This window comes from Citrobacter freundii complex sp. CFNIH9, assembly GCF_002903305.1.
GTDB lineage: Bacteria > Pseudomonadota > Gammaproteobacteria > Enterobacterales > Enterobacteriaceae > Citrobacter > Citrobacter portucalensis.
The window spans coordinates 3,156,358-3,169,085 of record NZ_CP026238.1 but is presented as its reverse complement, the minus strand read 5'-3'; the positions used below and the strand labels follow the sequence as shown (position 1 = coordinate 3,169,085).

The window sequence follows — 12,728 nt, the reverse complement described above, 5'->3', positions numbered from 1 at the left end:
ATATCAGATGTAGGACGGACGATCGTTTTTCGGCTCTGAGCCGAGGGTCCCGAGTACGGTTTTACCGATTTCACGGGCGGAGATAACGGCCTGACGAACAGCGCCAGAGTCACCCGAAATAACCAGAATGGCTTCGTTACTGAAGCTGGTGCCATGGGCAGGGGAGCTGTAGGCCACAACTTCCACGTTGGCGGATTTCAGGGCCGTATCGGCCATCAGGACACCAACGGATGCTGGCGCGCCGACGATAACGCCACAGGCACGGCCAATCGGTGCGCCAAAGGCTTTTTCCAGCGCGTAGCTGGCGCGTGCGGTGTACTGCATTTCGATGTGACCGGCTTCGTTGGCATAAACATCGCCAAAGGTGCGATCCAGTTCTTTCAGTGCGACTTCAATGCCGCGTTTCACGTCGGAAACATCGTTGCCGCCAAGAATAATCAGCGAACCATGACCTGCGCCGCCTTTGGTATCACGTGGTAACTCAATACTGACGACTTCAGTATTGGTGGCTTTTACCGCTTCATCGGCGGCCATGATGTGCGGGCCTGCGCCAGTACGGGCGCCAAGGATGCCAATGGAGCGATACCGTTTTTCAAGTTTCATCGCGTCCAGTAGGGCGCTGTCTACGTTGGCGATTACCAGACCGACGGTGTCGCCAATCGCGGTACCGACAAACTCCGTTAAACTGCAGCTTTTCTCTGCCATAGCCGTTTCTCGTGTTGGAGGATTATTTTCAGGGATAGCCTGCTGTTCCGGCGTTGCCACGCGAGCAATCACCTGCGCCATGATCTGTTCAACCAGCTCATTGCTGCTCATTAGCTAATTCCCTTCGGTAAGATTTTTTCTACATCGGTATGCGGGCGTGGGATGACGTGTACGGCTTTCACTTCTCCCACATTACGGGCTGCGGCGGCACCTGCATCTGTTGCTGCTTTGACTGCGCCGACATCGCCACGGACAATGACTGTTACCAGCCCCGAACCAATTTTTTCGTAGCCGACCAGCATTACATTGGCTGACTTCACCATTGCATCTGCGGCCTCTATGGCTGCAGTTAAGCCTTTGGTTTCTACCATTCCTAACGCTTCTTGTTGCATAAAGACCTCGCCTGGGTTGTCCCGATTTTCATGACTATAAAAAGAAGCGAGGAAAAAGAATGGCTGAGTTGAAAGTAAGAGTGAAAAAATAGTGGGGTTATGGTGAGATAAAATTGCTATATGTCATCATAACAATTTGTTTTTGTTGGTTATTTTTAGTTTAAGTAATGTGACTATTTGGTTATGTTAATTCCATATTTACACTTTTCCGAGTGACAGTTTAAATATCATTTGCTATGCGAGAAAAATGAAATTGTGATGATCGTTTGAAAATAGAATTCTGCTTTTCGCAATATTTTATTATTTTGAAAATGTACTTTTAATAGGGTAAATCCTCGTTTTACCGCCTGCTTTAATAAAGGTGATAGCAAGAATTTGCTATCACAACACGATTTTTAAGGGCATGTCGCTTGCAGATTGCCAACAATTTGCCGATACAGATTTTTATAGTAAGCCTTGAAGTAATCTTCCTGCCAGCAAGGAGTCCGCTGGTAAAGACACGAACTCTGCTTAGAAGGTGTCACAATGAACGATTCACTAAGAGCGCAATGTATTGCTGAGTTTTTAGGTACCGGACTATTTTTGTTTTTTGGTATTGGGTGCCTGAGCGCCCTGAAGGTCGCGGGTGCCAGTTTGGGATTGTGGGAGATCTGCATCATATGGGGCTTGGGGATCTCGCTTGCAGTTTACCTGACAGCCGGGATTTCTGGGGCCCATCTCAATCCCGCTATTACCATCGCACTTTGGTTGTTTGCCTGTTTTCCGGGTCGTAAGGTACTACCTTATTCTGTCGCTCAGATAGCGGGGGCCTTTGGTGGCGCTATGCTGGCCTATTTGTTGTACGGCAGCTTATTTATTGAGTATGAATCAGCCCATCAAATGGTACGCGGTAGTCTGGAAAGCCTGCAACTTGCCAGCATTTTTAGTACGTATCCTGCCGCCGCACTGAGTGTCTGGCAGGCCGCACTGGTCGAAGTGGTGATTACCTCCATTCTGATGGGGATGATTATGGCGCTAACGGATGACGGTAACGGTGTTCCCAAAGGCCCGTTAGCACCACTGCTGATTGGTATTCTGGTTGCTGTTATCGGCGCATCAACCGGTCCACTTACCGGCTTTGCGATGAACCCGGCACGTGACTTTGGTCCTAAATTGTTTGCCTGGATGGCCGGGTGGGGTGATGTTGCGATGACCGGGGGGCGCTATATCCCTTATTTCATCGTGCCGATTGTGGCACCCATCATCGGCGCCTGTGCGGGCGCAGCAATTTATCGTTATTTTATTGGCAAAAATTTACCGTGTAATTCGTGTAAGTTGGAGGAAAACGAGAGCTAGCTTCACGAAAGATGTTTATTATTGAAAGGTAAAAACTGTTTTCGTGATCCGGTTTCCTGAACGGCTTAAAAAGTCTCCCAACAATGGGAGACTTTTGTTATGTTCAATGCTGACTTTCATCAGAGCGCTGGATCGCGAGATGAAAATGAATGTGTGAATAATATGTTTTATTTATAACAATAAATTAACTGAGAGGTTTTATCATGATTTCTGCGAGTGCCCTGAACTCAGAACTCATTAATAAAATCGCACAGGATTTTGCACAGGCCACCAGTCTGGCTGTTGTGGTTGTCAATATTCACGGTGATGAAATTTCTGAGCTTTTTAATTTCACTCCTTTTTGCCAGTTGATGCGCCAGCATCCTCAGCATAGTACGCGTTGTCGTATGAGCGACCGCTGTGGAGGGTTGGAAGCCTCTAAATCCGATCAACCCTGCATTTATCGCTGCCATGCCGGGCTTACCGATTTCTCAATTCCGCTGGTCATCGCGGGACACCTGGTAGGGTTCGTGCTTTGTGGACAAGTACGCTTAAGTAACGATGTAGGCCTCGTTGATATTCTGAACGTCGATGACCGCTGGCAAGCCGATCCCGAACTGGTCAACGAGTTCCGTAATGTACCTGAAATGGACTATTCTCGAGTCATTGCTTCAGCGGATTTACTCAAGCTCATCGTCGAAAATTGCCTTAAGAAACAACTTAATTTTGTTGTTATCAAAGATAACCCGCAGCAGTCAGAGCCGGTACGCGCTAACCGTAGTACTAACCCTCATGACAGTAAAATGAAAAAAGCCCTGCGCTATATTGATGCACATTTATCAGACGATCTACGTCTGGAAGATGTTGCCTCTCATGTTTTCCTTAGCCCGTACTATTTCAGCAAATTGTTCAAAAAATATCAGGGTATTGGTTTTAACGCATGGGTAAACCAGCAAAGAATGGCCAGTGCCAAAGAGCTGCTTTGTCACAGTGACTGGAGCATAGCCAGCATTGCGCGTAATTTAGGCTTTTCGCAAACAAGTTATTTTTGCAAAGTTTTCCGCCAGACCTATCAGGTTACGCCGCAGGCATTTCGCCAGCAAATAAATGTCATTTCACGTGGTGAATCCGCTTAAATAGCAATATTTTGCTATTGCCGATTTTTGATATCGGGCGCTATGTTAGTCATTATAAAATGAAATGTGACAACAGCAGTCAATAAATTGTCATAGCGCAACAAAATAATGGTATTAGAGGGATAAACTGCACCAGTTTTTATTTTTGTGATGAGATACAGTGTCTGTGTGAATGACTTTCTTTATTCTTAGCTGATACTTTCATTCAAAAAGTGAACGTGTGAATAAGTGGGTTAAGGCCAGAAAATTGGCTGAATGAACTCGGAAAGATATTAAATTGAATTATTGTCATGAGGTCGTGAATTTACCTCATAACAGAGAGCTTAATTAACCAGGCTCTTGAACTGACAGGTTTGCCACATTTGTGGTAGGGAAGGGGGTGAGAATCCCCCGCAGCCCCCGCTGCTGTGATGCTGACGACCCCGTATGGACCACTGATCGCAAGATTGGGAAGGACGGGTGAGGATGACGCTAAGCCAGAAGACCTGCCTGTCAGTGACTACCAACAACTTCGGTGGGAAGTGGGTGGTTCAGATGCATACAGTCGAGAGACTGGGTATCTCTACACCCCTACCACCCTGAACAGGATCAGGGTATGGCGGCCAATTTTCACGCATTTGTTCTTGCAGGTACCGGAAGCGGCTGTGGTAAAACCACGGTGACGCTGGGCTTGTTGAGCTTGTTGAAAAAACGCGGTTTGCGCGTCCAGCCTTGCAAAGTGGGTCCTGATTACCTTGATACCGGCTGGCATACAGCGGTATGCGGTACCGCTTCCCGCAATCTTGATAGCTTCATGCTTCCCGTCCCCACGCTGAACGCTCTATTCAACGAGCAGATGCAACATGCGGATATCGCCGTTATTGAAGGTGTGATGGGGCTGTATGACGGCTATGGTACCGACCCAAACTACTGCAGCACCGCCGCGATGGCTAAACAGTTAGGCTGTCCGGTCATCTTACTGGTTGATGGCAAAGCCGTTTCCACTTCAATCGCCGCAACGGTAATGGGTTTTCAGCATTTTGATCCCACCCTGAACATCGCCGGGGTTATTGTTAATCGGGTTAACAGCGAAACGCATTACCAGTTACTGAAAGTCGCAATCGAACGTTACTGCGATGTACCCGTCTTGGGCTACGTACCCCGTATGGAGGGTGTTGCCCTTCCCGAACGTCATCTGGGTTTAGTAACCGCACGTGAGTCGGTTATCAATCAGCAACCGTGGCAGGCTTTTGCCGCGACGCTGGAGCAAACCCTTGATATCGACGCACTTCTGACATTAAGCCAGTCAACCAATCTTCCTGCTGGCGAATGGCCCGCGCTTCCTGCCGCAGACGCCGGAGCAGGGCTAACGGTTGCCATTGCCGATGACGAAGCCTTCAACTTCTACTACCCGGATAACATTACGCTGCTGGAACGTACGGGGCTTAAAGTTGTCCGTTTTAGCCCGTTGCACGACACCTGTTTACCGGACTGTCAGATGATCTGGTTAGGTGGCGGATATCCAGAGCTACACGCTGCGGCGCTGGCTCGCAATGTCTCGATGCTGAATCAACTGCGAGAGGCACATCAACGTGGCGTCGCGATTTATGCAGAGTGCGGGGGGCTGATGTATCTCGGCAGTTCGCTTGAGGACAGCAACGGCGATACCTGGCTGATGGCGGATATCATTCCCGGCCACAGCAAAATGGGGAAACGTCTGACCCGATTTGGCTACTGCGAAGCGCAGGCCGCGCAGCAAACATTGTTAGCTGCAGAAGGCGAAGTGCTGCGCGGGCATGAATTCCACTATTCCGATTTTACCCCTGAAACGCCAGCGGTGATGAACTGTCGCAAAGTGCGCGATGGTAAAACGCTGCAAGCCTGGTCCGGCGGCTGGCAGGTCGGAAACACCTTCGCCAGCTATCTACACGTTCATTTTGCTCAACGTCCGCAGATGCTTAACCATTGGCTGGCAGCTGCGAGGAGTGCGCTATGACGATCCTTGCATGGTGTGTTGCCTGGCTGCTTGATTTTATCATCGGCGATCCGCAGAACTGGCCACATCCGGTGCGCTGGATCGGCAATCTGATTTCTGCCGTGCAGCGAGTTATTCGGCGTTATTGCCATAGCGACCGTGCGCTGCGCATCGGCGGCGCGGTGATGTGGATTGTGGTGGTTGGTCTGACCTGGGCTGTGTCCTGGGGCGTGCTGGCACTGGCAGAATCTATTCATCCCTGGTTGGGGTGGGTGGTAGAGGTATGGATGATCTTTACCGTGCTGGCCGGACGCTGCCTGGCAAAGGCCGCGCAGGATGTCGAACGTCCGCTACGGGCCGGTGACCTTGCTGTGAGTCGGGAAAAATTGTCATGGATTGTGGGGCGTGATACCTCACAGCTGCAACCGCAGCAGATCAATCGCGCGGTGGTGGAAACCGTGGCTGAAAACACCGTAGACGGCATTATCGCGCCGTTGTTCTTTCTCCTCCTCGGCGGTGCGCCCCTGGCGATGGCCTACAAAGCGGTAAACACCCTTGACTCCATGGTGGGTTACAAACATGAAAAATACCGCGCTATTGGTATGGTCAGCGCGCGTCTGGACGATGTCGCGAACTTTATTCCTGCAAGACTGAGCTGGCTGCTGCTGGGCGTGGCGGCATTTTTATGCCGTAAAGACGGCTCGCGAGCTTTACAGATTGGCTGGCGCGATCGCTATAACCACAGCAGCCCAAACTGTGCGTGGTCAGAGGCATCTGTAGCCGGGGCATTAGGCATTCGGCTGGGTGGTCCTAATGACTACTTTGGCGAGCGCGTTGAGAAACCGTGGATCGGTGATGCACAACGCGACATTTCGGTAGACGACATTTCCCATACGATTCGACTGATGTGGGTGGCATCGACGCTGGCACTGGCGCTGTTTATTGCGCTGCGGTGGCTGTGGGTCGGTGTAGCCTGAGGACAACATAATGCAATACATCCAGCAACCCCAGGCGATTGAAGCCAAAAGTTTCGACATTATTGGCGAGATCATCCGTGAAACCCGTCCGGACTATCAGTTTGCCAGTCCGTTACATGAAGCCATTATCAAGCGGGTTATTCACACGACGGCAGATTTCGACTGGCTGGACATTCTGTGGTTTTCCAGTGATGTGCTGGAGCAGTTTTGTGCGGCGCTTAGCCGTTCGAGCGTGATTTACACCGATACCACGATGGCGCTTTCCGGGATCAATAAAACGCTGCTGGCAAAATTCGGCGGTGAATGCCGCTGCTACATCAGCGACCCGCGGGTTGTGCGTAAGGCAAAAGAGCAGGGTATTACCCGGTCCATGGCGGCAGTCGACATTGCGGTGAAGGAAGAGGGGGAAAAGCTGTTTGTCTTTGGCAACGCGCCGACTGCGCTGTTCCGCCTGCTTGAGCATGATGTTGCCGTCAGCGGTGTGGTAGGTGTACCGGTCGGGTTCGTTGGTGCTGAAGAGTCGAAAGATGCCCTGACCCAAAGCAATTTGCCCGCCATTGCAGCGTTAGGCCGCAAAGGGGGAAGCAATGTCGCCGCCGCTATCGTCAACGCCATGCTTTATCACATGCAGGGGGCGCGATGAGCGAGGCCTTCGATACGCCGGTGTGGCACAACGGTAAAGCGCTGCGTAAAGGGTATACCACGGGATCGTGCGCCACGGCGGCGGCAAAAGTTGCCGCGTTGATGGTATTGCGCCAACACCTCATCCATCAGGTTTCCATCGTGACGCCTTCCGGGGTGACGCTGTGCCTGAACGTGGAGTCACCGCATATCGAAGGGCAGCAGGCAATAGCGGCCATCCGCAAAGACGGTGGAGATGATGTGGACGCCACCCACGGCATGCTGATTTTTGCCCGCGTGACGTTAGACGATAGTGGCGTGATTGCCTTACAGGGCGGTGAAGGGGTCGGTACGGTAACCCGCAAAGGGATTGGCCTGCCGGTGGGCAGTTCGGCGATTAACCGTACACCTCGCCAGACCATTGAATCAGCCGTCCGCGAAGCGATTGGCCCAAATCGTGGGGCGCAGATTGAAATCTTCGCGCCAGAAGGCGAAGAACGGGCGCAAAAAACCTACAACTCTCGCCTTGGCATTCTTGGCGGCATTTCGATTATCGGCACCACGGGTATTGTCACGCCGATGTCAGAAGAGAGCTGGAAGCGTTCGCTGTCGCTTGAGCTGGAAATTAAGCGGGCGGCAGGGCTGGAGCGTGTTGTACTGGTGCCGGGAAACCACGGCGAGCGTTTTGTGCGCGAGCAGATGGGTATCGACACCCAGGTTGTGGTTACCATGAGCAACTTTGTCGGTTACATGATTGAAGAAGCTGTACGTCTGGGGTTCCGGCAAATCGTACTGGTGGGGCACCCCGGTAAGCTCGTCAAAATCGCGGCGGGGATCTTCCATACCCATAGCCATATTGCCGATGCCCGCATGGAAACGCTGGTGGCCCACCTCGCGCTACTTGGCGCACCGCTGGAACTGCTGACGTTGGTCAGCGAGTGCGATACCACCGAAGCGGCGATGGAACATATCGACGCGTACGGTTTCCAGCACATTTATGACCATCTGGCTCAGCGCATTTGTATGCGTGTCCTGCAAACATTGCGCTTTACCAAAAATCCCCCGACCTGCGATGCCATCATGTTTTCTTTTGATAATCAGGTTCTTGGAAGTAATCGTCCGGTCGCAGAGATTGCTGAGGAGATGCAATGTTAACCGTTGTAGGGATGGGCCCCGCCGGTTTGCATTTGATGACGCCTGCGGCACGTGAAGCGGTCGCGGCGGCGGATGTTCTGGTCGGTGGAAAGCGGCATTTGCAGCAATTCCCGGATTTTACCGGTGAACAGTTTGCTCTTGGCGCCAATATCCCGGAACTCCTGAGCTGGATTAGCGCGCACCAGGAGAAGCACGTTGTGGTACTGGCGTCTGGCGACCCCCTGTTTTACGGCATCGGGACGCGCATGGTGGCGCATTTTGGTATTGAGAATGTGCGGATTATTCCCGGCATTAGTGCGGTGCAGTACCTGTGCGCGCAGTCCGGTATTGATATGAACGATATGTGGCTGACCAGTAGCCATGGCCGCAGCGTCTGTTTTGATGAGCTGGCGCGACATAACAAGGTGGCGATGGTGACTGATGCGCTGTGTGGCCCGCGTGAAATCGCGCAGCAGCTCATTGCCCGAGGCAAGGGGCATCGCTGGATGGTGATTGGCGAAAACCTGGCGATGGAAAACGAACAGATCCATTTCCTGCCTGTGCGTGAAGTTAACGCTGACTATGACATGAATGCAGTGGTGATCCTTGATGAAAGATGAGCTGTTTCTGCGTGGAGAGAAAGTGCCGATGACCAAAGAAGCGGTACGCGCACTTGCCCTCTCAAAACTTGAATTACACCGCGCCAGTCACCTGATTGATATTGGTGCCGGAACCGGCAGCGTGTCGATAGAAGCCGCGTTGCAATATCCCGGATTACGTGTAACGGCCATCGAACGTAACCCGGCGGCACTCAGGTTGCTGGATGAAAACCGCCAGCATTTTGCCTGCGCAAATATCGATATTTTTCCCGGCGTTGCTCCCATGACTATCGCGGAAAAAGCCGATGCCATTTTTATGGGCGGCAGCGGCGGCCATCTGACCGAACTGATTGACTGGTCGATGCGCCAATTGCATCCCGCAGGGCGTTTGGTGATGACGTTTATCCTCCAGGAAAACCTCAACACCGCGCTGGCACATCTGGATCATCTTGGCGTACAGGGAGTGGATTGCCTGCAGCTACAGGTTTCCTCGCTTACCACGCTTGGCAATGGTCACTATTTTAAACCGAATAACCCCGTATTTGTTATCGCCTGTCAGAAGGAAGGAAACCATGTCTGAGATTTTTGATCCCCGTAGCGTGTGGTTTGTTGGCGCAGGTCCTGGCGATCGCGAGCTGATTACCCTCAAAGGTTACCGGTTGCTGCAGCAGGCGCAGGTTGTTATCTACGCCGGATCGCTGATTAACACTGAATTGCTGGAGTATTGCCCTGCCGGTGCTGAATGTCACGACAGTGCCGAACTGCATCTGGAGCAGATCCTTGATCTGATGGAGGCCGGAGTGAAAGCGGGCAAGACCGTTGTGCGCCTGCAAACCGGTGATGTCTCGTTGTACGGTTCCGTACGCGAGCAGGGTGAGGAGCTGACCAAACGCGGGATTGACTGGCAGGTGGTGCCCGGCGTCAGCGCGTTCCTCGGCGCGGCGGCGGAGCTGGGCGTGGAATACACCGTACCTGAAGTTTCACAGAGCCTGATCATTACGCGCCTGGAAGGCCGCACCCCGGTACCAGAGCGTGAACAGCTGGAGTCTTTTGCCAGCCACCAGACATCAATGGCGATTTATCTTTCCGTCCAGCGCATTCATCGGGTGGCTGAGCGTCTGATTGAAGGCGGCTATCCGGCGACCACGCCCGTGGCGGTGATCTATAAAGCGACCTGGCCGGAAAGCCAGACCGTGCGCGGGACCCTGGCGGATATTGGCGACAAGGTTCGCGATGCGGGCATCCGTAAAACGGCCCTTATTCTGGTCGGTAATTTCCTGGGCTCGGAGTATCACTACTCCAAACTCTATGCGGCGGACTTTAGCCATGAATACCGTAAAGCCTGAGTCAATTGCGCTTTTTTGCCTGACTCCTGGCGGCGTTGTGCTGGCGAAACGTCTGGCAGCTATGCTGCCGGTTACCTGTTTTACCAGTGAAAAGCTGCTGGAGGAGGGGTTTATTCCCTTTGAAAACGGCTTTGCGAATACCGCCCGCGAAGCGTTTACGAATTACTCAGCGCTGATTTTTATCGGTGCGACCGGTATTGCGGTGCGCGTACTGGCCCCGCTGGTCAACGACAAGTTTTGCGATCCGGCGGTGGTGGTCATTGATGAACGTGCCCAGCATGTCATCAGCCTGCTCTCCGGCCACGCGGGCGGTGCCAATGCGTTGGCGCGTTATCTGGCGGGCATGTTGGGCGCTGACCCGGTTATCACTACCGCGACGGATGTGAACGATATGGCGGCACTGGATACGCTGGCATTTCAACTGAATGCCCGGATGAGTGATTTCCGTTCGGCGGTGAAGATCGTGAACCAGATGCTGGTCAGCAATAAGCGGGTTGGTTTGTGGTGGGATGACGAACTGACGCAGGATGTCAGCCATTGCGACCGGCGCGGGTTTATCACGGTTACCGATCTCAACCAGCTCCCTGAACTGGATGCGTTGGTGTGCATCACCTTACGCACCAATTTACCTGACCTGCCTGTTCCGCACTGGAAGTTGGTGCCACAGCGGGTTGTGGCCGGAATTGGCTGTCGCCGTGATACGCCGTTCCCTCTGCTGGCTGCGCTGCTTGCCCGGCAACTTGAAGCTCAACAGCTCGATCCGTTGGCGCTAAAAGCGATTGGCAGCATCACGCTGAAAAAAGATGAACAGGGACTTATCCAACTGGCTTCGTGCTGCCGCGTTCCTTTCGAAACCTTTACTGCTGACGCGCTGCGTGAGCATGAGCACCGTTTTCCAGCTTCATCGTTTGTTCGCAAAACGGTGGGTACAGGAAGCGTTTCCGGTCCTGCAGCCTGGCTGTTGAGCCACGGAAAACTGTTAGGCGAGACCCTGCGAGAACAGGGCGTCACTATCACTTTGGGAGTTTCACACTGATGTTAAGCGTAATTGGAATTGGCCCTGGCTCGCAGGCAATGATGACCATGGAAGCCGTTGAAGCACTGCAGGCAGCGGAAATCATCGTTGGCTATAAAACCTACACCCATCTGGTAAAAGCGTTCACGGGTGACAAGCAGGTGATCAAAACCGGAATGTGCAAAGAGATTGAACGCTGCCAGGCAGCGATCGAACTGGCACAGGCGGGTCACAACGTGGCGCTGATCAGTAGCGGTGACGCGGGGATTTACGGTATGGCCGGGTTGGTGCTCGAACTGGTTAGCAAGCAAAAGCTGGATGTTGAGGTCAGGCTAATACCTGGCATGACCGCTAGTATTGCCGCGGCCTCTTTGCTGGGTGCGCCGCTGATGCACGACTTCTGCCACATCAGCTTAAGCGATCTGTTAACGCCATGGCCGGTTATCGAAAAACGCATCGTTGCCGCCGGTGAGGCAGACTTTGTTATCTGTTTCTACAACCCGCGCAGTCGGGGTCGCGAAGGTCATCTGGCGCGCGCATTTGAGCTGCTTTCCGCCAGCAAAAGCGCACAAACGCCGGTGGGTATTGTGAAGTCTGCCGGACGTAAAAAGCAGGAAAAATGGTTAACCACGCTCGGTGAAATGGATTTCGAACCGGTTGATATGACCAGCCTTGTGATCGTGGGTAACAAAACAACCTATGTTCAGGACGGCCTGATGATCACGCCACGAGGTTATGTGCTGTGAATTACGGTGATGTGCTGGTCATGGGCGGTACGAGCGATGCGCGCATGCTGTGCCAGCAACTGGATGCGGCAAACGTGGCCTATACCCTGTCAGTTGCAACCCCAACAGGGAAACAACTGGCGGGAGATATCAAAGGCCAGGTGCGCTGCGGGCGTCTGGAGCGCGAACAAATGATTGCCTGGCTACAGGAAAATCGGACGCGCTGGGTGATCGATGCCTCGCATCCGTACGCCGAGGTGGTGAGCCGCAACATCATGAGCGCCTGCGAAGCGGCGGGCGTACTGCTGAGCCGCTACCAGCGTCCTGAGCAGTTGAGTGGTTTAACTCACCCGCACCTGTATACCGTACAAAGCATTCAGCAAGCCTGTGAGTTGGCGCGACGCTTCGGCGATCGCGTGCTGCTCACGACCGGCAGTAAAGATCTGGCTATCTGGCGCGAAGGGTTGCCTGAAAAAACGCTGCTGGCGCGTGTTCTGCCTGTTCCTGAGGTCATTCAGCAATGCGCGGATCTGGGATTTGGCGTCGGTGAAATCTTCGCACTGTGCGGACCGTTTAGCGCCGAGTTCAACGCCGCGTTTTATCGCCAGTGCCAGGCTGATGTGGTGATCACCAAAGCATCTGGCGCTGAAGGTGGTTATCAGGAAAAGGTTCAACCCTGTCTGGATGCCGGAATCCCCTGCATCGTGATTACACGTCCGGCACCGTTGGTGACGGGAGAAGAGTTACTGGAAAGTCAGGCCGCCTTTGGGGCGCGTTTAACGCGCTGGCTGGCCACTGCTTAAGGAGTTT

Annotated in this window: 14 protein-coding genes and 1 riboswitch; of the genes, 12 read left to right on the top strand and 2 right to left on the bottom strand. The window is 53.0% G+C overall.

The window, feature by feature from the left end:
- Positions 1-3: 3 nt before the first annotated feature.
- Together pduB and pduA are read right to left on the bottom strand one after the other, a co-directional pair.
- Complete coding sequence (pduB, locus tag C2U43_RS16350; protein WP_003834129.1) at positions 4-816, bottom strand: propanediol utilization microcompartment protein PduB; 813 nt, start codon at positions 814-816, stop codon at positions 4-6.
- Positions 816-1,097, bottom strand: a complete 282-nt coding sequence (gene pduA / locus C2U43_RS16345; RefSeq protein WP_003030255.1) for a propanediol utilization microcompartment protein PduA — start codon at positions 1,095-1,097, stop codon at positions 816-818. Before pduA ends, pduB begins: the two co-directional genes overlap by 1 nt.
- Before the next feature lie 525 nt (positions 1,098-1,622).
- Between pduA and pduF the strand changes: the two genes are divergently transcribed.
- The 12 genes from pduF to C2U43_RS16285 all read left to right on the top strand — a co-directional run bounded on the left by pduF (position 1,623) and on the right by C2U43_RS16285 (position 12,721).
- Positions 1,623-2,432 carry a propanediol diffusion facilitator PduF gene (gene pduF, locus C2U43_RS16340; protein WP_103285488.1) on the top strand — a complete coding sequence of 270 codons (810 nt, stop codon included), beginning with the start codon at positions 1,623-1,625 and terminating at the stop codon, positions 2,430-2,432.
- 203 nt (positions 2,433-2,635) lie between these two features.
- Positions 2,636-3,547 carry a transcriptional regulator PocR gene (gene pocR, locus C2U43_RS16335; RefSeq protein ID WP_003834122.1) on the top strand — a complete coding sequence of 304 codons (912 nt, stop codon included), beginning with the start codon at positions 2,636-2,638 and terminating at the stop codon, positions 3,545-3,547.
- A 332-nt stretch (positions 3,548-3,879) separates the two neighbouring features.
- Positions 3,880-4,054: riboswitch (cobalamin riboswitch) on the top strand.
- A gap of 88 nt (positions 4,055-4,142) precedes the next feature.
- Positions 4,143-5,522, top strand: coding sequence for a cobyrinate a,c-diamide synthase (locus C2U43_RS16330; protein ID WP_103285487.1), 1,380 nt, complete (start codon positions 4,143-4,145; stop codon positions 5,520-5,522).
- Complete coding sequence (cbiB, locus tag C2U43_RS16325) at positions 5,519-6,478, top strand: adenosylcobinamide-phosphate synthase CbiB (protein WP_032943894.1); 960 nt, start codon at positions 5,519-5,521, stop codon at positions 6,476-6,478. Before C2U43_RS16330 ends, cbiB begins: the two co-directional genes overlap by 4 nt.
- Positions 6,479-6,488: 10 nt before the next feature.
- Positions 6,489-7,121, top strand: a complete 633-nt coding sequence (locus tag C2U43_RS16320; RefSeq protein ID WP_103285486.1) for a cobalt-precorrin-8 methylmutase — start codon at positions 6,489-6,491, stop codon at positions 7,119-7,121.
- Positions 7,118-8,254: a cobalt-precorrin-5B (C(1))-methyltransferase CbiD gene (cbiD, locus tag C2U43_RS16315; RefSeq protein WP_003030269.1), complete on the top strand. Its 1,137-nt coding sequence runs from the start codon at positions 7,118-7,120 to the stop codon at positions 8,252-8,254. Before C2U43_RS16320 ends, cbiD begins: the two co-directional genes overlap by 4 nt.
- A complete protein-coding gene (locus tag C2U43_RS16310; protein ID WP_100272193.1) occupies positions 8,248-8,853 on the top strand; it encodes a cobalt-precorrin-7 (C(5))-methyltransferase in 606 nt (201 codons plus the stop codon). The genes cbiD and C2U43_RS16310 overlap by 7 nt, the downstream gene beginning before the upstream one ends.
- A complete protein-coding gene (locus C2U43_RS16305) occupies positions 8,843-9,412 on the top strand; it encodes a decarboxylating cobalt-precorrin-6B (C(15))-methyltransferase (protein WP_008785138.1) in 570 nt (189 codons plus the stop codon). Before C2U43_RS16310 ends, C2U43_RS16305 begins: the two co-directional genes overlap by 11 nt.
- Positions 9,405-10,178, top strand: a complete 774-nt coding sequence (locus tag C2U43_RS16300; protein ID WP_003030275.1) for a cobalt-precorrin-4 methyltransferase — start codon at positions 9,405-9,407, stop codon at positions 10,176-10,178. Before C2U43_RS16305 ends, C2U43_RS16300 begins: the two co-directional genes overlap by 8 nt.
- Entirely contained in the window at positions 10,159-11,214 is a 1,056-nt protein-coding gene (gene cbiG, locus C2U43_RS16295; protein ID WP_003834107.1) for a cobalt-precorrin 5A hydrolase, read from the top strand. The genes C2U43_RS16300 and cbiG overlap by 20 nt, the downstream gene beginning before the upstream one ends.
- Positions 11,214-11,939 carry a precorrin-3B C(17)-methyltransferase gene (locus C2U43_RS16290; RefSeq protein WP_003030278.1) on the top strand — a complete coding sequence of 242 codons (726 nt, stop codon included), beginning with the start codon at positions 11,214-11,216 and terminating at the stop codon, positions 11,937-11,939. The genes cbiG and C2U43_RS16290 overlap by 1 nt, the downstream gene beginning before the upstream one ends.
- Positions 11,936-12,721, top strand: coding sequence for a cobalt-precorrin-6A reductase (locus tag C2U43_RS16285; RefSeq protein WP_008785136.1), 786 nt, complete (start codon positions 11,936-11,938; stop codon positions 12,719-12,721). The genes C2U43_RS16290 and C2U43_RS16285 overlap by 4 nt, the downstream gene beginning before the upstream one ends.
- Positions 12,722-12,728: the final 7 nt, after the last annotated feature.